The sequence below is a fragment of the Sinorhizobium meliloti genome (assembly GCF_017876815.1).
In the GTDB taxonomy this organism is placed as follows: domain Bacteria; phylum Pseudomonadota; class Alphaproteobacteria; order Rhizobiales; family Rhizobiaceae; genus Sinorhizobium; species Sinorhizobium meliloti.
Genome location: NZ_JAGIOS010000002.1, coordinates 1,264,395 through 1,283,826, shown reverse-complemented (window position 1 = coordinate 1,283,826; position 19,432 = coordinate 1,264,395). Strand labels below are relative to the sequence as shown.

The 19,432-nt window shown below is 62.4% G+C and carries 16 protein-coding genes; 13 read left to right on the top strand and 3 right to left on the bottom strand.

Going from position 1 to position 19,432, the window contains the following annotated elements:
* Window positions 1–107: 107 nt before the first annotated feature.
* The 9 genes from JOH52_RS24915 to JOH52_RS24875 all read left to right on the top strand — a co-directional run bounded on the left by JOH52_RS24915 (window position 108) and on the right by JOH52_RS24875 (window position 11,586).
* Window positions 108–1,136, top strand: coding sequence for a substrate-binding domain-containing protein (locus tag JOH52_RS24915; RefSeq protein ID WP_003526499.1), 1,029 nt, complete (start codon window positions 108–110; stop codon window positions 1,134–1,136).
* A 65-nt stretch (window positions 1,137–1,201) separates the two neighbouring features.
* Window positions 1,202–2,743, top strand: coding sequence for a sugar ABC transporter ATP-binding protein (locus JOH52_RS24910; RefSeq protein WP_013850994.1), 1,542 nt, complete (start codon window positions 1,202–1,204; stop codon window positions 2,741–2,743).
* Between the two features lie 19 nt (window positions 2,744–2,762).
* A complete protein-coding gene (locus JOH52_RS24905; RefSeq protein ID WP_014530684.1) occupies window positions 2,763–3,755 on the top strand; it encodes an ABC transporter permease in 993 nt (330 codons plus the stop codon).
* Window position 3,756: 1 nt separating this feature from the next.
* On the top strand, window positions 3,757–4,761 hold the full coding sequence (locus tag JOH52_RS24900; RefSeq protein WP_014530685.1) for a sugar-binding transcriptional regulator: 1,005 nt from the start codon (window positions 3,757–3,759) through the stop codon (window positions 4,759–4,761).
* Complete coding sequence (locus tag JOH52_RS24895) at window positions 4,758–5,753, top strand: aldo/keto reductase (RefSeq protein ID WP_010975361.1); 996 nt, start codon at window positions 4,758–4,760, stop codon at window positions 5,751–5,753. Before JOH52_RS24900 ends, JOH52_RS24895 begins: the two co-directional genes overlap by 4 nt.
* Window positions 5,754–5,764: 11 nt before the next feature.
* On the top strand, window positions 5,765–7,498 hold the full coding sequence (locus tag JOH52_RS24890; RefSeq protein ID WP_127657819.1) for a glycerol-3-phosphate dehydrogenase/oxidase: 1,734 nt from the start codon (window positions 5,765–5,767) through the stop codon (window positions 7,496–7,498).
* A gap of 66 nt (window positions 7,499–7,564) precedes the next feature.
* Complete coding sequence (locus JOH52_RS24885; RefSeq protein WP_014530688.1) at window positions 7,565–8,407, top strand: class I fructose-bisphosphate aldolase; 843 nt, start codon at window positions 7,565–7,567, stop codon at window positions 8,405–8,407.
* Window positions 8,408–8,437: 30 nt separating this feature from the next.
* The gene (locus JOH52_RS24880) at window positions 8,438–9,967 is read left to right on the top strand and encodes an FGGY-family carbohydrate kinase (RefSeq protein ID WP_014530689.1); all 1,530 of its coding nucleotides are present in this window, start codon (window positions 8,438–8,440) and stop codon (window positions 9,965–9,967) included.
* 8 nt (window positions 9,968–9,975) lie between these two features.
* Window positions 9,976–11,586: a GMC family oxidoreductase gene (locus JOH52_RS24875; protein WP_014530690.1), complete on the top strand. Its 1,611-nt coding sequence runs from the start codon at window positions 9,976–9,978 to the stop codon at window positions 11,584–11,586.
* Window positions 11,587–12,015: 429 nt separating this feature from the next.
* Here the strand turns inward: JOH52_RS24875 and JOH52_RS24870 are convergent, their stop codons facing one another.
* The 3 genes from JOH52_RS24870 to JOH52_RS24860 form a co-directional block, all read right to left on the bottom strand.
* Window positions 12,016–13,737, bottom strand: a complete 1,722-nt coding sequence (locus JOH52_RS24870) for a tetratricopeptide repeat protein (protein WP_017271721.1) — start codon at window positions 13,735–13,737, stop codon at window positions 12,016–12,018.
* Between the two features lie 49 nt (window positions 13,738–13,786).
* Complete coding sequence (locus tag JOH52_RS24865) at window positions 13,787–14,032, bottom strand: DUF1127 domain-containing protein (protein ID WP_014527440.1); 246 nt, start codon at window positions 14,030–14,032, stop codon at window positions 13,787–13,789.
* 562 nt (window positions 14,033–14,594) lie between these two features.
* Window positions 14,595–15,491 carry a LysR family transcriptional regulator gene (locus tag JOH52_RS24860; protein WP_014530692.1) on the bottom strand — a complete coding sequence of 299 codons (897 nt, stop codon included), beginning with the start codon at window positions 15,489–15,491 and terminating at the stop codon, window positions 14,595–14,597.
* Window positions 15,492–15,613: 122 nt separating this feature from the next.
* Here JOH52_RS24860 and JOH52_RS24855 point away from each other — a divergent pair, with 122 nt between their 5' ends.
* From JOH52_RS24855 to JOH52_RS24840, 4 genes are all read left to right on the top strand, one after another.
* Entirely contained in the window at window positions 15,614–16,348 is a 735-nt protein-coding gene (locus JOH52_RS24855) for an SDR family oxidoreductase (RefSeq protein WP_014527442.1), read from the top strand.
* A gap of 114 nt (window positions 16,349–16,462) precedes the next feature.
* Window positions 16,463–17,365 carry an SDR family oxidoreductase gene (locus tag JOH52_RS24850; RefSeq protein WP_010975353.1) on the top strand — a complete coding sequence of 301 codons (903 nt, stop codon included), beginning with the start codon at window positions 16,463–16,465 and terminating at the stop codon, window positions 17,363–17,365.
* Window positions 17,366–17,685: 320 nt separating this feature from the next.
* Window positions 17,686–18,264: a cysteine hydrolase family protein gene (locus tag JOH52_RS24845; RefSeq protein WP_014530694.1), complete on the top strand. Its 579-nt coding sequence runs from the start codon at window positions 17,686–17,688 to the stop codon at window positions 18,262–18,264.
* A 313-nt stretch (window positions 18,265–18,577) separates the two neighbouring features.
* A complete protein-coding gene (locus tag JOH52_RS24840) occupies window positions 18,578–19,315 on the top strand; it encodes a DUF899 family protein (RefSeq protein WP_015008522.1) in 738 nt (245 codons plus the stop codon).
* The last annotated feature ends 117 nt before the right edge of the window (window positions 19,316–19,432 follow it).

Below are 19,432 nucleotides of genomic sequence, written 5' to 3'. Positions count from 1 at the left end.
CTGCCTCTACCGGACTTCGAGGAGGAAGAACGGACTTCACGAACACAGCGGCCGCTTTTGCGCGCCGATGCGCTTTTTGGGAGGGGCTTCGGCCTCGAGGAGGATTCTTGCGCAATTTTCTCAGCACGACCGCCATGGCGGTCCTCGCAACCACGCTTCTTGCCGGTACGGCCACCGCCGCGACAGAAAACCCGTTCCGCTGCAAGCCGGGCGAAAAATACGTCATGAACGTGATGGTATCGGGCGTCGAATACTGGTTCCCGGTCTACGAAATGTTCAAGCAGGCAGGCCAGCAATTCGGCTGCGAGACGGAATACACCGGAACGCCGGAATATGACGTCAACAAGCAGATCGCCAGCTTCGATCAAGCCTTGGCGCAGAACCCGGCCGGCATTTTGGTTCACCCCATGAACTCGGATCCGTTCATCGAGCCTATCAACCGGGCGACCGACCAGGGCACGGCGGTCGTGACCTTCGCCGCGGATTCGCCCCTGTCGAAGCGCGTATCCTACATCACCTCGGACAATACCCGCGAAGGTATCTATGCCGCCGACAAGATCGCCGAGAAGCTCGGCGGCAAGGGCGAGTATGCGGTCCTCGAAAATCCCGGCCAGGACAATCACGACAAGCGCATCGCGGCCTTCATCGCCCGCATGGAGGAGAAATGGCCCGACATGAAGCTCGTCGGCCGGGCCGCTTCCAACCAGGACCCGAACAAGGCCTATCAGGGGCTCACGAGCCTCATCCAGGCCAACCCGAATCTCGGCGCGGTCTTCATGCCTGAGGCCAATTCCGCGATCGGTGCGGCGCAGGCTAACAAGGAAACGGGCGGCAAAGTGCTCGTCATGTGCGCCGACGTCAACGCCAATATACTCGACATGATCAAGGCGGGCGAGGTCTTCGGCTCGATCAATCCTAACCAGGGCATGCAGGGCTATATGGGCTTCCTGCTGCTCTGGCTCGCCAAGCACCCCGAACTCATCGACCCAATGAACGATGCCAAGCGCTCCGGCTTCAATCCGATGAGCATCCCCGTCGTCGACAACGGGCTGTCGATTGTCACGGCCGATAACGCCGACGATTTCTACTGGGACAAGTACCTGAAACGCCGCGGTACCAAGGGCATCGAGGAATAAGATCGCATGGGCGGCCGCCTGGATCTTTGCTCCGGGCGGCCGACGAAGCGGGAGGGGAAAACGCGATGACGTCAGAGACCGTGCTGGAGATCCGCAATGTCAGCAAGCATTTCGGCGCCGTCAAGGCGTTGACAGCCGTAGACTTTCGGCTCGCACGGGGCGAAGTTCACGCGCTTTGCGGCGAGAACGGCGCCGGCAAGTCGACACTGATGAACGTCATTGCCGGCGTGCTGCAGCCGTCGGAAGGGGAAGTCCTCATCGAAGGCGCCCCCGTAAAGATCGCCTCGCCCGCGGTCGCACAGTCGCTCGGCATCGGCCTCGTGCATCAGGAGATCGCACTCTGCCCTGACGCGACGATCGCGGAAAACATGTTCATGGCGGCGACGAACCGCCGTCGCTCGGCTCTGATGAACTACGCCCAGCTGGAGCGCGACGCGCAGGCCGTGATGAATCGTCTGGCCCCGATCGACGTCAGCCAGAAGGTCGGCGACCTGCCGATCTCCAGTCAGCAGCTCGTCGAGATCGCCAAGGCACTGACGCTCGATTGCCGAGTGCTAATCTTCGACGAGCCGACGGCGGCGCTGACAGAGACCGAAGCGCAGGTGCTCTTCGGCATCATCCGCGATCTCAAGGCGCGCGGCATCTCGATCATCTATATTAGCCACCGCATGGCAGAGGTGTTCAGCCTCTGCGACCGGGTGACCGTCTTCCGCGACGGGCGCTATGTCGCGACGGAAATGGTCTCGGACGTCACTCCTGACGATGTGGTCCGGCTGATGGTCGGCCGCGAGATCAGCCAGCTTTATCCCGACAAGCAGCCTTCCTCCGAACGCCTAGGCGAGCCGATTCTTTCGGTCCGCGATCTCGGCGCCGGCGAACGCTTCCGCGACGTCAGCTTCGAGCTCCGCCACGGCGAGATTCTCGGCGTCGGTGGCCTGATCGGCTCCGGACGGACGGAAATTGCCGAGGGTATCTGCGCGCTGCGACCGGTGACGCAAGGCGAAATCCGGCTGCATGACAAGGTGCTTCGTCTACGGCGCTATTCCGACGCGGCCAAGGCCGGCGTCGTCTATCTTTCGGAGGACCGGAAAGGATCCGGCGTTTTCCTCGATCTCTCGATCGCCCAGAACATTGCCGCACTCGATCTGAAGGCATTGACCTCTCTTGGCCTGCTCAACTCCCGCGAGGAAAGAGCGCTCGCCGAAGACCTGACCCGCAGGCTTGGCGTGCGGATGGGCGGCGTCGATATGCCGGTCTCCTCGCTGTCGGGCGGCAATCAGCAGAAGGTGGCGATCGCCAAGCAATTGGCGGTCGATCCAAAGGTGATCCTGATGGACGAGCCGACGCGGGGCATCGATGTCGGCGCCAAATCGGAAATCCACCGCCTGCTGCGCGAGCTTGCCCGTGCCGGCATCGGCATTCTGGTGATCTCGTCCGAACTGCCGGAGCTGATCGGCCTCTGCGACCGCGTCCTGGTGGTGCGCGAGGGCCGGATCGCAGGCGAGGTATCGGGCAACGAAATGACCGAGGAGGCGATCATGCGGCTTGCATCCGGCATCGGCCCGGCAACCGAAACGAACTTGAAGGCATCCGGGCATGCTGCCTGAAGAAGCGGGAGACAGGGCTATGGCAGTGGATACATTGGCGGTTGCGCAAAAAACGCGCAGGCCGACATGGAAGCGGATCGGCACGATGCGCGAGGCTGGACTGATTGCGATCATCCTTTCGCTTTCAGTGATCATGAGCTTCGCCTCGCCGCACTTCCTGACTCTCGGCAATTTCCGGGCGATGCTCATGTCCTTCTCGGTCGAGGGCATCGTCGTCGTCGGCATGACGATCCTGCTGATCGTCGGCGGCATCGATCTTTCGGTCGGCTCCGTCGTCTGCTTCTCGATGGTGCTCTCGGGCTCGCTCTTTCTGATGGGAGTCGATCCCTGGACGGCGTCGCTCGTCGGGATTGCTGCCAGTGCCGCCATCGGCTGCATCATGGGCTTCTTCGTCACCGTGGTCGGGCTCAACCACTTCATTACGTCGCTTGCGGCCATGGTGATCGTGCGCGGTCTCTGCCTCGTCATCACCAAGGGCACACCGCTTTCGCTCTTCACCTTGCCGCCGGCATTCAAGGCGGTCGGTCAGGGTACTTTCTTCGGGGTTCCCTATGTGATCCTGATCTTCATCGCTGTCGTCGGCGCCTTTGATTTCCTTCTGCGCCGGGCGACCGCCTTCCGCAAGGTCTTCTATACCGGCAGCAACGAGAAGGCCGCGCTCTATTCCGGCATCAAGACGAAGGACGTCAAGTTCTGGGTGACGGTGCTGTGTGCGACACTCTCCGGCGTCGCGGGGACGATCTACATGTCGCGCTTCGGCGCCGCGACGCCGACCTTCGGCGTCGGCATGGAACTCAACATCATCGCCGCGGCGGTGATCGGCGGCGCCTCCCTGAACGGCGGCTCGGGCACGATCCTCGGCGCCATCCTCGGCATCGCCCTGCTCTCCGTCGTCACCAGCTCGCTGATCCTGCTCGACGTTTCGGTGTACTGGCAGGATATGATCAAGGGCTGCATACTGCTCGCCGCGGTTTCCATCGATCACTTGCTGCACAAGCGGAAGGCTCTCTGACATGCCGAACGCCAAACCGAAATCCATGTCCGCCCCGCGCGAAGAAATGGTCATCGCCAGGCAGATGCATCAAGCCCTGGTGCTGCACTTCCTGGAGGGCATGACGCAGGCGCAGATCGCCGACCAGCTCGGAATCTCGCATGCGACCGTCAACCGCCTCATCAAGCGCGGCCGCCAGCTTGGTCTCGTCGAGATCAAGATCAAGTCGCCGGTCGAGCCACTGGTGGAAATCGAAGAACAATTGCTGGCGCTCGGAGGTATCCGCCGCGCGGTCGTCGTGCCGACGGTCTCCGACAACCCTCAGATCGCGCTCCAGTCGGTCGGCGAAGCCGCGGCACGGCTTATGCTCGAACAGATCGCCGACGGAGATACGATCTGCATCACCGGCGGCAAGGGGGTAAGCGCCGTCGTTGCCGGCCTGCAACCCTCGCGCCGCTTTGATATCGAGGTTATCCCCGCGACCGGCTGCGTCCAGGGCAAGCACTATACCGACGTCAACCACGTCTCCACCCTGATGGCGGACCGGCTCGGCGGGCATTCTTTCCAGATACACGCGCCGCTCTTTGCCGATAGCGAAGCGGAACGGAAAATGCTGCTCGGCATGCGCTCGGTTGCCGACGTCTTCAAGCGGGCGCGCGACGCGAAGATCGCCGTGGTGGGCATCGGCTCGATCCTCTCGGACGACTCCAGCTATTACGACCTGCACCCCTCATCCAGCACCGATCGCGAGGCGATCGAGCAATCCGGAGCCTCCTGCGAACTGCTGGCGCATCTGCTCGATGATCACGGGCGCGTCTGCGGCTACGGACTCAATCGGCGTCTGGTTTCGCTGACGCTCTCCGAATTCGCTTCGATCCCGACGAAGATCGGTGTCGCAAGCGGGCCCAGCAAGGCGGGGCCGATCTTAAGCGTCATGCGCGGCAATCATCTGGACACGCTCGTCACGGATCAGGCGACGGGAGCGCGCATTCTCGAACTGGCCAAGGAAGGCGGAGAGCGTTCATGAATGGACAACAAATCATGCGGGAGATCGGCCGCTCCGGGGTCGCGGCCTCTGCGGTCGGCCTCGGCACCTGGGCAATCGGCGGCTGGATGTGGGGCGGCACGGACGAGCGGGAATCGGTCGCCGCCATCCAGGCCTCTCTGGATGCAGGCGTGACGCTGATCGACACGGCACCCGCCTATGGGCTCGGGCGGGCGGAAGAGATCGTCGGCAAGGCGCTGTCCGGGCGCCGCGACAAGGCGGTTATCGCAACGAAGTGCGGCCTCGTCTGGCACACACAGCAGGGCAATCACTTCTTCGACCAGGACGGCAGGCCGGTCCACCGCCATCTCGGCCGGGAGTCGATCTTCCACGAGGTGGAACAGAGCCTCAGACGGCTCGGCACCGACTATATCGACCTCTACATCACCCATTGGCAAGACCCGACGACACCGATCGAGGAAACCATGCGGGCGCTCGAGGACCTGCGCGCCGCCGGCAAGATCCGGGCGATCGGCGCCAGCAATGTGAACCTGGAAGAACTCCAGATCTATGTGCAGATCGGCGGTCTCGATGCGATCCAGGAACGGTTCAGCATGCTCGACCGGGAGATCGAAGCGCAACTCCTGCCGGTCACGATGGCAAACGGAGTGGCGACGCTCAGCTATTCGTCGCTCGCTCTGGGCCTTCTCTCCGGCTCGATCGGGCCCGAACGCGTCTTTTCCGGCGACGACCAGCGCAGGAACAATCCGCGTTTCTCCGTCGCAAACCGGGAGAAGGTCACGCGCTTCGCCGAAGCGATAAGGCCGATCGCGCAAGAATACGAGGGATCGATCGCCCAGATCGTCATCGCCTGGACCCTGGCGCAGCCTGGCATCACCTTCGCGCTTTGCGGCGCGCGTAATCCCGCCCAGGCGCTCGACAATGCAGGAGCCGGCACGATCCGGCTCAGCGCGGAGGCCCTCTCGGCGATCGATGCTGCGATAGCGGCCGAGCTGGCAAACATGGACAGGTAACGGACCGCCCCATGACAAGGACAGAGATTTTGGACGGGCTCCGCCAGAGCCCGAAGGTGGACGTCTGCGTCCTCGGCGGCGGCATCAATGGGCTCAGCGTCTTTCGCGAGCTCGCGCTGCAGGGGGTGCGCGTCCTGCTCGTCGAGAAGCACGATTACTGCTCGGGCGCGAGTGCCGCGCTGTCGCGCATGGTGCATGGCGGCCTGCGCTATCTCGAAAACGGCGAGTTTGCGCTGGTGAAGGAGTCGCTCGTGGAGCGCGACAGGCTGCTCAGGAACGCGCCGCACCTCGTGTCGCCTCTTGCGACGACGGTTCCCGTCTTTGACATATTCTCCGGCCTTGCCAATGGCATCGTCCGCTTTCTCGGCTTGAGCCGCCGGCCGAGCCGCCGCGGGGCCATCGCGATCAAGGCCGGGCTTTCGATCTACGACTTGCTGACGCGCAAGCGGGCACTGATGCCGCGCCACCGGTTCCGCGGCCGTCGCGCGACGCTGGCGAAATGGCCGGCGCTCAACCCGAAGATACGCAGTTCCGCCACCTATTACGATGCCTGGGTGAGCCACCCCGAGCGGATCGGCATGGAGCTCCTGCAGGACGGACTGTCCGCCTCGACCGAGGCGGCGGCGCTGAACTATGCCGAGCTTCGCAGAAACGAGGCCGGCACATACATCATTGCCGACGACGTCGAGGGGGTCAGCGTGGAGATCGAGCCCAGTCTGATCGTGAACGCGACCGGTGGCTGGATCGACATCACCAATGGCGCTCTGCTGCCGCCCGACCACCGCTCCGCTCCGCTGATGGGCGGCACGAAGGGATCGCATCTCATCATCGACAATGTGCATCTGCGCGACGCGCTCGGCGATCACATGATCTATTACGAGAACGAGGACGGCCGCATCTGCATCCTTTTTCCCTATTTCGGCAAGGTGCTGGTCGGTTCGACCGACATCCGGGTCGACGATCCCGGGACGGTCAGGTGCGAGAAAGAAGAACGCGACTACATCCTGCAGTCGCTGGCCTTCGTCTTGCCCGGCATCGAGATCGGGCCGGAGGAAATCGTCTACCAGTTCTCCGGCGTGCGACCGCTGCCCGCCAGCAGCGACAGTTTCACTGGCCGCATCCCGCGTGACCATTTCTGCACCACGATCGAGAGCGCCGGCACGCCGGTACTATGCATGATCGGCGGCAAGTGGACGACCTTTCGCTCCTTCGGCGAACTTGCCGCCGACACGGCGCTGGAACGCCTCGGCCTTTCACGCCGCGTCTCGACGGCCGACCGCGCCATCGGCGGGGGGCGGCGATTTCCGGCCGACCGCGAAAGCTGGATTGCCGCGTTGGCTGCTCGCTGCGGCCTGCCGCCACCGCACGTCGCCGAATTGTTCTCCCGCTACGGAACGGAAGCGGAGGCGCTGGCGGCTTTCATAGGCCAGGGAAGCGATGCCGCGATCCCTGGCGCCGGTCATACGATGCGGGAACTTCTGTTCCTGATCCGCAACGAGGCGGTCGAGCATCTGGACGATCTGCTCTTGCGCCGCACGACGCTCGCCATCTCGGGCACGCTCTCGCTGGCCATTCTCGACGCTGCGCTTGAACTGCTGACGGGGGAGAAGGGCTGGTCCGAGGCGCGCAGCTTGAGTGAGCGGAACCGGTGCCTTGCGCTCCTGCGAGACCGGCACGGGGTCGACGAGAAAGCCCTTGCAGCCCGAATGCCACCCCCATTGGCTAAGGCCGTCGCGGCGGGGTGATACCGCAATCTTTTGCCGTGGCCTCAGTCCAGGCTGCCGCGCAACCTACGACGAAGGAGAACTAGCATGAGAACCAATAGCAAGGTGCGGATGAACCGCCTGTTCAACCGCGGACGCTGCCTCGACGTCGCGATCGATCACGGTGTCTGCAACGAACCGTCTTTCTTGAGCGGACTCGAAAACATGGAGACCGTGGTGAAGGCACTCACCGCGGCTGCGCCCGACGCGATCCAGATGAACTACGGCCAGGCCGATCTGCTGCAAAATCTTCCCGGCAAGGACAAGCCGGCGCTCGTCATGCGCATCGACATGGGCAATCCCTATAACCGCATCCGCCACCGCGACATGTGGGCGGTGCTGCAGAACGAAGCCGAGCCGCTGATCGGGGCGCTGGCGATGGATGCGGCCTGCGTCGTCGTCAACCTGTTCATGCTTCCGGACGAACCGGATCTTTTCCGCCAATGCGTGCAGAACATCGCCCGCGTCCGGGCCGATTGCGACAAATACCGCATGCCGCTGATGATAGAGCCGCTCGTCATGCAACCGGTGACCGAGCATGGCGGGTACATGGTCGATGGCGATGCCGACAAGATCGTCACGCTGACACGGCTTGCCCGGGAGATGGGCGCCGACATCGTCAAGGCGGACCCGACCAACGATGCGGACGAATTCCACCGGGTGGTCGAAGCGGCGCGTTGCCCGGTTCTCGTCCGCGGCGGCGGCAAGGAGGATCTGAGATCCGTCCTCGACAAGTCGGCGGCCTTGATGAAGCAAGGTGCGATGGGCATGGTCTATGGACGCAACATCTATCAGCACTCCAATCCGAAAGCCGTGGTGCGCGCATTGATGGCGATCGTGCACGACAATGCGAGCGGCGAAGAGGCTTTTGCACTGTATCGTCAAAGTTGATCGGATAACGGACCTTGGGAGGGGTTCAGCATGGGAGATTATCTATTGGGCCTCGACGCCGGCAACACCGTCATCAAGGCGGTGATCTTCGACCGAAAGGGCAAGGAGATCGCTTCGGCCGCGGCGGAAGGGCACAGCCGGATGCCGTACCCCGGGCATGTCGAGCGCGACCTGGACGAACTTTGGGAGAATGCCCGCCGGGTCATCCGCAGATGTATCGATGAGGCGGGGATTGACGCCGGCGAACTCGCGGCGATCGGCTGCGCCGGCCATGGCAATGGGCTGTACGCGCTCGACCATGAGGGGCGTCCGCTTCTTGGCATCCAATCGCTCGACACCCGGGCGGCGGCGCTTGTCGAAGAGTGGACGTCGCAAGGTGTCGGCGACCGAACCTATCCGATCGGCCAGCAACGGCCCTGGCCTTCGCAGACCCCCACCCTGCTCGCCTGGATGAAACGATACCGACCGGAGGTTTTCGCCAGTATCGGCACGATTTTTCTCTGCAAGGATTTCATCGTCAACCGGCTGACAGGCGCCCGCGTCAGCGACGTCTCGGACATGACCGGCTGCGGTTTGCTCAACGTCGCCGGCCGGCACTACGACCGGGAACTCATGGCAGCTTACGGGCTCTGCGAATCCATGGACCTCCTGCCGCCGCTGGTGGAAAGCGCCGAAATCGCCGGCCGCATCACCGAAGCGGCCGCGGCCGGGACGGGTCTTGCCGCCGGAACGCCGGTGGTCGGCGGTCTCTTCGACGTGGTCGCCTCGGCGATCGGCTCCGGGGTCACCCGCACGGGGGCGGCTTCGATCATTGCCGGAACCTGGAGCATCAATCAGGTGATCATCGAACGCCCGGAGCTCCAGGGACCGGTGTTCATGTCATCGACCTTCGACCGCGACCGCTACATGGCGATCGAGTCCAGCGCGACCTCCGCCGCGAACCTCGAATGGCTGGTGCGAGAGTTCTTTTCCGAGGTGCGGTCCGATGGGCGCTCGCCCTTCGACCTCTGCTGCGAGCTCGCCTCCTCAAGCGATCCGGCCTCCGACGACCCCATCTATCACCCCTATCTCTACGGCGCCCAGCAGGATGGCAGCGCTCGCGCCGGGTTCTATGGGATCGCCGGCTGGCACACGAAAGGCCACCTCGTCCGCGCGGTTCTCGAAGGTGTGGCCTTCGGACACCGCCAGCACATCGAGACGATGCGGAAAGCAGGTGCGGCCTTCGACGAGGCGGTACTTTCCGGCGGCGGCTCACGCAGCCTCATATGGCCGCAGATCTTCGCCGACGTCATCGGCGTGCCGGTCTCCGTCGCCGGCTCGCGTGAGACGGGCGCCCTGGGGGCGGCAATCGCCGCCGCGACCGGCGTCGGCATTTTCTCCGACTTCGCCGAGGGTGCGGCCGCGATGGTGAAAACCGAGCGGCACTACCTTCCGAACAGAGCTCTGGAGGCGCATTATGCCCGTAGATACGCACTTTACAAGGACATCGCGGACGTCATGACGCCGCTCTGGCGACGGCTTTCGGCAATGCAGGCCATCACGGCGGGAGTTGCGGCGTGAACGCACACATGAACGAGACGATCGCCGACGCGGGCAGTTACGATTTCATCGTCATCGGCGCCGGTTCCGCGGGCTGCGTGCTTGCCAACCGGCTTTCCGCCGACCCGAAAAACCGGGTCCTGTTGCTCGAAGCCGGCGGCAGCGACCGCTATCACTGGGTGCATGTGCCGATCGGCTATCTCTACTGCATGGGCAATCCGCGCACAGACTGGATGATGAGGACGGCCGCAGAGCCCGGCCTCAACGGCCGCAGCCTCCCCTATCCTCGCGGAAAGCTGCTCGGCGGCTGCTCTTCGATCAACGGCATGATCTATATGCGTGGGCAAGCGGCCGACTATGATGGCTGGCGCCAGGCCGGCAATACCGGCTGGGGCTGGGACGATGTCCTGCCCTATTTCCTGAAATCGGAGGACAACTTCCGCGGCAAGTCGCCGATGCATGGCGCCGGCGGAGAGTGGCGGGTCGAACGGCAACGTCTGTCTTGGCCGATCCTTGACGCCTTTCGCGATGCCGCCGAAGAGCTTGGCATTCCGAAGGCCGAGGATTTCAACACCGGCGATAACGAGGGATCCGGCTATTTCGAGGTGAATCAGCGCGGCGGCGTGCGCTGGAACACGAGCAAGGCCTTCCTGCGCCCCGCCATGAAGCGGCCAAATCTCCGGGTGCTGACGGGCGCCGAGACAGAGCGTCTGATCTTCGACGGCCGCCGGACGAAGGGCGTGCGCTTCCGGTTGAACGGCCGCATCCAGGTGGCGCGCGCCACGCGCGAGGTCATCCTCTCTGCAGGCGCGATCAACTCGCCGAAAATCCTCGAACTATCCGGGGTGGGCCGACCGGACGTCGTGTCCGCAGCCGGCGCAGAGGTGGTCCACGACCTCCCCGGGGTTGGCGAAAACCTGCAGGATCATCTTCAGATCCGCACCGTCTTCCGGATCGAAGGCGCGAAGACGCTGAACCAGCTCTATCATAGCATTTTTTCCCGCATCGGAATGGGCGCCGAATACATGCTGAGGCGTTCCGGTCCGCTCTCCATGGCGCCGAGCCAGCTCGGCATATTTGCAAAGAGCAGCCCGTCGGTCGCGACCGCCGATCTCGAATACCATGTCCAGCCACTGAGCACCGACCGGCTGGGAGAGCCGCTTCACAGATACCCGGCCGTCACGGTCTCGGTGTGCAATCTGAGACCGGAAAGCCGGGGGAGCGTGCATGTCACGACAGCGGAATCATCCGCCGCGCCGGACATCCGGCCGAACTATCTGTCCACCCCCGGCGACCGGCTGCTTGCGGCACATGCGATCCGTCACGCTCGCAATCTCATGGCGACGAAGGCCATCGCAAGATTTAGACCGGCAGAAATGCTGCCGGGCTCGGAGTTCCAAAGCGAGGATGAGCTCATCCGACGCGCCGGCGACATCGCGACGACGATCTTCCACCCGGTGGGCACCTGCAAGATGGGCAGCGATCCGATGGCGGTGGTGGACCCTTCCCTCAAGGTTCATGGTCTTGATGGCTTGCGTGTCGTCGACGCCTCGATCATGCCCAGCATCGTCTCCGGAAACACGAACTCGCCGGTCATCATGATTGCGGAAAAAGCGGCGGAGGCCATCCTCCACCGCTAGATCCCGATTTCGGAACCCAGACGAAACCGCACGCGCCGTCCTCATCCGCTCCATGTGATGGGTCTGGTTTGGATGATGCAATTCAGGAATTGGTCCCCGCATGCAGCGTGAACGTGCGGCCGGTCAACGTCAAAAGCCGCTGGAATTGACCGACGCTGCGGCCGCGCGGACCCGGAGATCCTGCTTCAATCGTTTCGTGCGAGGCATTATCTTCATCGTGCTGGGTTGCTGGACTGCGCCGCCAGCGTCGATACCAGTTCGTCGGAAGCTGGCTTTCTATTTGACGTGTGCACCCTGAGTTTCAGCTGGCCGACTGGCTGCTTCTCGTAAACATGGGTTGCACCCCGGCCCAATGCTGATCAGCACCTGGCGTCTTTGCCTTTGGCCGACCGGGGCGGCCAAAGGCGCGCGTTCCTCGCCCCGAGACTGTCAAAGCCGGTCGAGGCGCAGCATCGACGTGCTGCCTACCCATGCATCACGCCATCGGCGCGACGTTTTTTCAGCCAAGACCTCGTCGCCGCGTGCGCGATAGACCTCGCTTAGGCCGAACAGGGCCCAGCCATTGTTCGGAGCAAGGACGAGGCTCTCGAGAAAGGCATTTTCCGCCCCATCGAGATCGCCGACGCGCAACAGAGCCGCTCCGAGCGACTGACCGATCGGGTAGTACCAGTGGCGCGGCTCCATATATGAAAGGCGATCCTCCACTTTCTTTGCATCCGCGAAGGCGCGAGCGGCAGCCGGCCAATCGTCAGCCGCCTGTGCAATCCGCGCGGTAAGGACGTGCCCGGCTATTGCCAGTACGTCAGCAGCGGGCATTCCGCCGTCCTCTAGCGCATTCAAGTCAGCTGAACGGGCGATTTCGGCAATCGCCGCTCCCTCGGATCGAGCAGCATCAAGCTCACCGCGCCGAGCTTGAGCAACCCCGCGCATATAATGCCAGGCGGCATCGACGAATGGGAAGTCGCCTGTCGGACGCGCAACCGCGAGGATCGTTTCCGGATCGCTGAACTGGGCATGCGCGAATAGGGGCGCGGCCTTGATCGGCTGAACGAACGCAGGTGCAGCGCGCGCGAGCTCGTCCGAAATTACCCCTGAGAGCTTCTGCGCCGCCTCGATGGCAGTCGGCCCGTCACCGGCCATTTGTGCCGAAACCAGCAGGAAGTGGATGTTGTGTGGATAGTAGCCGCCGGCATAGAGCCCCTCAGGTGCCACCGCTTGAAAGAAAGACTCATCCGTTGCAACCGCACGGCGATTTACCGCAAGCGAATCCGCATAACGTCCGACCCGATAGTAAATGTGAGAGGGCATGTGAACCAGATGACCGGCTCCGATATCCATCTTCGCCAGGCGATCGGCGTGCCGCTCCGCCCGCTCGGGCGTAGTCGAGGCCTCGACTACATGGATGTAAAGATGGATCGCGCCAACATGGTCCGGGTTGCGCGCTAGCACCCGCTCAAGCGTCGAGATAATCGCCGCAGTCTTTCCCTTCGGTTTTGCGCCGGCGTCGGTCCAGTAATCCCAAGGGTTCAGGTCCATCAACGCCTCTGCATAGAGAACGGCGATATCGTCGTCTTTCGGAAACTTGTCTGCGACTTCAGCCATGGCCTCTGCATAGGCCTGGTCAAGAACTGTACGTTCGGTGTCTGGAGCATAGCGGCGGGTCAGGGCGGCGATCAACGCTTGCTCACGCGGAGATGCGTTGGGCGCCAAGGCCACGGCTTTCGCCACCGCGGCCAATGCCACAGCATTTGCGTCGGGATCCATCGGTGCGTTGATGTTCGGGCCGAGCACGAGCGCTTCGCCCCAAAAACAAATCGCGCAAGATGGGTCAAGCTTCTGAGCTTGCTTGAAGCTCCGCGCAGCCTCGGCATGGTTGAAACCGAAGCTCAGCATCATCGCCTGGTCGACGTAAGCCTGCGCATCTTTGCTGGCGGTAGAGGCGGCGGAGCGATGACTGGTTAGATTTGGCCACAGAGGCACCTGTGCGCCCTGGGTACCTGGCGTCGGAAGCTGGTTGCCGCTGAACTGTTTCAGCTCAGTGTTCTTCGCCAGGTGGTACTTCGCGTCATGGGCAAGGGCCGGAGCGGCGGCGAAGAGGATCGCTACGGACAGAGCGCTGGAGAGAAGGTGCATTTTCATGGTCACTCCCATTGTCATTCTCAATGGTTCGATCTGACAGAGACGGTGGCATTCGGCCGCTTCACTCGCTCTGGCGCCATCTGCAGGCTCGTCCAGATTTGACGAGGTATTCAATTTCGAAGCGCGTCACGCCGATGTCCTTGAGGATGTAATCCGGCATTTCCTGCAGAGTGCACCCGCGTGCACGACCGCTTTGCCGGCGCCGGTGGATTGCCCCGGCCACCTGTGCCGCGCAGCTCAAGAAGGCTGTGCCTAGCGCCGTGGTCAGAATGGCCGACGGATTGATGTTGAAGGACGTCTTAGACATGGTGCTTCCCTCTTGGTCTGAGTGCCGGCCTTTCGGTGGACACTCGCCAATGCGGCGGCTGCGACAGAGTCACCGCCTCGTTGTTCGGGATGTGGCAGCAAAGGCTCGTCCCGCGCGCGCCGTCCTCGTTCCGCCCGCACGCGCAATCCCGTTGTTACTGAATACCCGGAGTAAGCCACTGCGGCAGTTCCGGAAGTAACAGGGACCAACCTTGGCGTCGCCTCAGCCCAGGCAACCGCGCACCACTGGGTGCTCACGCCCGGTCGACGCGACGTTTCGCGCCGGAGCTGTAAGTCTTTGGCCTGTCCTCCACGCACGGAGAGCATCTGCACCGATGTACTTCCGTAACATCCGAACACGGCAGGTTCTTATTACCTCTGGGAAAAGGTTGGTCATCAAAGAAAGATCTAAGTAAAAGTCGCACAAACAGTTCGCATCGATGGACTTGTTGATTCACCAGATTTCTACAGGATCGGCTGACGGTGAGCCCCGTGCGCTCAAACCCGAGGCATGACGTCAGGGCGCCGATCGCGGGAGACCGTTGGCCTTTCCTCGGTTCAGATCAACTCTCGCGGAGCCGGTATCGCTCAGTGATCCAATCGATGAACACGCGCAAGCGGGGCGAAAGCTGACGCGTGTGCGAATAAAGGACGTGCACTGGCAGTGGCGATGGCGGAAAATCCGTTAACACTTCTACGAGCGCGCCGCTCGCAAGCTCGGAAGCAACCCGATAGCGCGGGACTTGAATGAGTCCCAGACCGGCACAGGCCGATGCGACGTTCGTCTCGGGGCCAGTCACCGTGACGACAGTTGGCAGCGTCAGCTCGCGCGCCTTGCCCGCGACGACGAATGCAAAGGGCGCAACCGAGGGCGTATCGGAGGAGAGGAGCCCCACCATTTGGTGACCGTCAAATAGGTCCTCGGGGACGTGGGGCGTGCCGAAGCGAGCGAGGTACTCAGGGCTCGCGAAGGTGCCGCGCTTCAGCTCGGCCAATTTCCGGCCGATCAGCGGGGAGTCTGCGAGATGGCCCGCGCGCACGATGCAATCATACCCCTCGCGCACGATGTCCACCGGCTGGTGGGTTTCGCTGATGTGCAATCGGATATCGGGATAACGATCGAGAAAAACCTGTAGGCCAGGCAGCAGGAAATGGCGCGCCTGCGTACCGTGAACATCAACACGCAACAGACCCGACGGACTAGCGCCGCTGAAGCCGGCCTCGGCGTCTTCCAGATCGGCGATGAGTCTGACGCAGCGGTGATAGTAAGCTTCTCCATCCAAGGTGGTCCGGACGACGCGCGTGGTACGCTGCAGCAGGCGCACGCCCAGACGCCCCTCCAGCTGTTTGACGGCATCGGTAATTGTCGAACGGGGCAGTCCAAGGTCCTCCGCCGCCAGCGTGAAGCTGCGCCTTTCGGCGACGCGGGCAAAGACTCGCATAGCATCGAAACGGTCCATGGCTATTATTCGACTCTTCCGGATAGTGATGCCGGACTATGCACCATTATCCGCGTTGCGAGAAGTGTCATATTTCCGTCGTCACCTACCCGCTTCGGCGCACCACACGAAGGAAGAAGCATATGGAAACGAACAAAGTAGCGATCGTCACCGGCGCGTCGCGAGGCATCGGCGCGGCAATTGCGGCGCGTCTAGCGAGTGACGGCTTCACGGTCGTCATCAACTACGCCGGCAAAGCCGCTGCCGCTGAAGAAGTTGCCGGAAAAATTGAGGCGGCTGGCGGCAAGGCGCTAACGGCGCAAGCCGATGTGAGCGATCCGGCGGCCGTCAGGCGCCTGTTTGCCACGGCGGAGGAAGCTTTCGGCGGAGTCCATGTCTTGGTCAACAATGCCGGCATCATGCCTCTCACCACTATTGCGGAAACCGGTGATGCGGTCTTCGACCGAGTCATCGCTGTAAACCTGAAAGGCACGTTCAACACCCTGCGGGAGGCGGCGCAACGCCTGCGCGTAGGAGGTCGCATCATCAATATGTCGACCAGCCAGGTTGGGTTGCTGCACCCGAGCTACGGCATCTACGCCGCCGCGAAGGCCGGCGTCGAGGCTATGACGCACGTGCTGTCGAAGGAATTGCGCGGCCGCGACATCACAGTCAACGCCGTAGCGCCCGGACCGACTGCTACTGACCTGTTTCTCGAGGGCAAGTCGGACGAGGTCAGGGACCGCTTTGCGAAGCTCGCCCCGCTCGAGCGGCTCGGCACTCCGCAGGACATAGCGGGTACCGTCGCCTTCCTCGCAGGACCGGACGGTGCCTGGGTCAACGGCCAGGTGCTGCGCGCCAATGGCGGCATCATCTGACGCGTCCTCAAACTCCAAGGCGTGCTGGCGCGATCCGCCCGCGACTGGGCACGCTGGGGTCCAGGATACGACTCCCAAGGCATCAACAAACGCACATCAAGTGAGGAACGCACCATGTCGAAGAAAATCATTCTGATCACCGGGGCATCGAGCGGCTTCGGGCGCCTGACTGCCGAGGCCCTCGCTGGAGCCGGCCACCGGGTATACGCCTCGATGCGAGACATTGTCGGCCGCAACGCGTCCAATGTTGAAGCTATAGCCGGCTTTGCCAGGGACAATGACGTTGACCTGCGCACCCTGGAGCTCGACGTCCAGTCGCAGGTTTCGGTAGACAGGGCCATCGATCAGATCATTGGCGAAGACGGACGCATCGACGTTCTGATACACAATGCCGGCCACATGGTGTTCGGACCCGCCGAAGCATTCACGCCAGAGCAGTTCGCCGAGCTTTACGATATCAATGTACTGAGCACCCAACGCGTCAACCGGGCGGCGCTGCCGCACATGCGCCGGCAAAAGCATGGGCTTCTCATCTGGATCTCAAGTTCAAGCTCGGCAGGCGGCACGCCGCCTTATCTTGCCCCTTACTTCGCCGCCAAGGCGGCCATGGATGCCATCGCTGTGCAGTACGCACGTGAGCTGTCGCGTTGGGGCATCGAGACGTCGATCATCGTGCCCGGTGCCTTCACGAGCGGCACCAATCACTTCGCCCATTCCGGCGTACCGGACGACCACGCGCGCCAGGCCGAGTATGAAGCCGGCCCGAATGCCGGTCTCGGCGAAGAGATCAAGAAGGCTTTCGCCGCGATCGTACCGCCGGACGCCGATGTGTCACTGGTTGCCGATGCCATTGTTCGGGTTGTGGGCACCGCGTCCGGCAAGCGTCCGTTCAGGGTGCACGTCGACCCGGCCGAAGACGGCGCCGATGTGGGATTCAGCGTTCTGGACCGGCTTCGCGCTGAGATGCTCCACCGGGTCGGCCTCTCCGATCTACTAAAACCCAGGGCCCTTGCTTGAAACTGGCCGCAACCGGGCTCAGAACGACGGCCTGACTGACGTCAGCACACGGGAAGCTGGAGCGATCCTGAGCCGGGGTCAAAGAACGGATAGGCGGCGGTCTCATTTGGCCACCTGTTCGATAGCGGTTGCGGACCGAGATCCTGCTGGGCAATTCCTCGGGGCTAGCAGCTTCCATACCAACGCAGCCGCAGGGCAATCCGCGCACGTTTCGCACACCTCGCTAGACCGTGAGAGCTGGAACTCCACTCCTTTCTTGGAGTTCTTACCGTCATGTTCGCTCTCAGGCTCGCACTCAGAATAAGGACGCGGCGTACGAAATGAATCCAGAAAGGTGGACGCATCTGTGTGTAGATATGCAGCGCATGTTCGCCGAGGATACTCCTTGGCAAGTTACATGGATGCCGAAGGTATTCGACCAGGTTGTTGAAATTGCAACCCGGTTTCCGGAGCGCACGATATTCACGCGTTTTGTGCCGCCGTCCGCTCCTGAGGAACTGCCAGGCATGTGGCGGGCGTACTACGAGAAATGGCCGATGATGACGACCACCCAACTTGATCCGGTTTTGGTGGATCTGGTTCCGGACCTGAAAAGACTGGTTCCGCCAGCGCGCATTTTTGACAAAAGGACCTACTCGCCCTGGACGAATGGTCGCCTGCATAGCGCCTTACTTCATCAGGATATCGGCACACTGGTCGTAACAGGAGGCGAGACGGACATCTGCGTGCTGGCCGCGACGCTTGGGGCTATCGATCTCGGCTACAAGGTTATCCTGCTGAAGGACGCGGTATGCAGTGCGACCGATCAAACGCACGATGCATCGCTGGAACTTCTCAGCAAGCGCTTCTCAGTTCAAGTGAAGGTTATGAACACCGAGGAATGGTTGTCGTCATTTTAAAGCCTGCGCGAAACGAGCAGCGCGGTGTTCAAGGACGAGCCGGGTGGCGATAGTCTTGCTGCTTGCGGTCCGTAGCGCATTTTCGATGCGAGCGAGGTTGGCTGTTGCGAAGGTCCTCGGACGAGACCGACATTCGTCGTGCCGATTCTGTCTATGTCTCACCGGAACCTAAGCAAACTGTGCGCCGGAGATGCTGAACGGTATTGACGGCAGTGTTGCGGCACGACGGCCGTCCGGCGAGCCGATCAGCCGGCTGAGCGGGTCTCCTCAAGCTGTGTTACACTCCGGTTCATCGCTTCAATGGAGTGGTCCCATGGGCATAACGTTTCCGAACGAAAGTTCGAACTATCGCACTGCTCGCGACAAGCTGCTGCAGCGAGAAGCAGCACTCAGGCGCGAAATGGAAGCTGTGGCCGCAGAGATTCGAGCACTCCCCCCGGGCGGGGTCGTTCCCGAGGACTATGAATTCGACCACATCGACGGAAAAGGGAGACCGGCGAAGGTGCGACTCTCCGAACTGTTTCGGCCCGGTACCGATGTCTTGATCCTCTACCACTATATGTTCCCACGCCATCGCGGCGATAAGCGGCCCAAACCGAGCAGCGGGCCGATGGCAGAGCTGCCGATTGAAGACGGGCCGTGCCCCTCTTGTACTGCCCTCCTCGACAACTGGGAGGGAGCGGTGCCGCACGTAGAGGGTCTGGGAGCAAACATCGCGGCTGTTGCAAAGGCGCCGATAGAGCAGGTTGCGGCCTTTGCGGCTCATCGGGGCTGGCGCAATCTGAACCTTCTTTCTGCGGCGAACAATAGCTTCAAACGCGACTACCACGGCGAGGACGCGGAAGGCCAACAATTGCCGGTCCTCACCGTGTTTCACAAAGGCGCGGACGGGCTAATTAGGTTGAGCTGGGCTTCTGAACTGTTGTTCTTGCCGGCCGATCCGGGGCAAGATCCACGACATTTGGGCACTGTTGAGCCGATGTGGACCCTCTTGGACCTCACTCCGGGAGGGCGGCCGAGTACCGACGAACAGTTCGAATACCAAGGCTAGAGCAATTCCAGGAAAAGTGCGTAGCGGTTTTCCGTCCGGAATTACGGGAAAACAAAGGTTTAGAGTGCCTCCCACCCACCCCGCGGATCACCCACGCGGAGTGGCCAGCCCCCTGCC

Bases quoted from the DNA above. Each gene is read 5' to 3' on its own strand.
- JOH52_RS24875 (WP_014530690.1), top strand. From the start codon at position 9,976: ATGAACGAGACGATCGCCGACGCGGGCAGTTACGATTTCATCGTCATC.
- JOH52_RS24890 (WP_127657819.1), top strand. From the start codon at position 5,765: ATGACAAGGACAGAGATTTTGGACGGGCTCCGCCAGAGCCCGAAGGTG.
- JOH52_RS24895 (WP_010975361.1), top strand. From the start codon at position 4,758: ATGAATGGACAACAAATCATGCGGGAGATCGGCCGCTCCGGGGTCGCG.
- JOH52_RS24885 (WP_014530688.1), top strand. From the start codon at position 7,565: ATGAGAACCAATAGCAAGGTGCGGATGAACCGCCTGTTCAACCGCGGA.
- JOH52_RS24910 (WP_013850994.1), top strand. From the start codon at position 1,202: ATGACGTCAGAGACCGTGCTGGAGATCCGCAATGTCAGCAAGCATTTC.
- JOH52_RS24900 (WP_014530685.1), top strand. From the start codon at position 3,757: ATGCCGAACGCCAAACCGAAATCCATGTCCGCCCCGCGCGAAGAAATG.
- JOH52_RS24880 (WP_014530689.1), top strand. From the start codon at position 8,438: ATGGGAGATTATCTATTGGGCCTCGACGCCGGCAACACCGTCATCAAG.
- JOH52_RS24840 (WP_015008522.1), top strand. From the start codon at position 18,578: ATGGGCATAACGTTTCCGAACGAAAGTTCGAACTATCGCACTGCTCGC.
- JOH52_RS24870 (WP_017271721.1), bottom strand. From the start codon at position 13,737: ATGGGAGTGACCATGAAAATGCACCTTCTCTCCAGCGCTCTGTCCGTA.
- JOH52_RS24860 (WP_014530692.1), bottom strand. From the start codon at position 15,491: ATGGACCGTTTCGATGCTATGCGAGTCTTTGCCCGCGTCGCCGAAAGG.
- JOH52_RS24845 (WP_014530694.1), top strand. From the start codon at position 17,686: ATGAATCCAGAAAGGTGGACGCATCTGTGTGTAGATATGCAGCGCATG.
- JOH52_RS24905 (WP_014530684.1), top strand. From the start codon at position 2,763: ATGGCAGTGGATACATTGGCGGTTGCGCAAAAAACGCGCAGGCCGACA.
- JOH52_RS24865 (WP_014527440.1), bottom strand. From the start codon at position 14,032: ATGTCTAAGACGTCCTTCAACATCAATCCGTCGGCCATTCTGACCACG.
- JOH52_RS24855 (WP_014527442.1), top strand. From the start codon at position 15,614: ATGGAAACGAACAAAGTAGCGATCGTCACCGGCGCGTCGCGAGGCATC.
- JOH52_RS24850 (WP_010975353.1), top strand. From the start codon at position 16,463: ATGTCGAAGAAAATCATTCTGATCACCGGGGCATCGAGCGGCTTCGGG.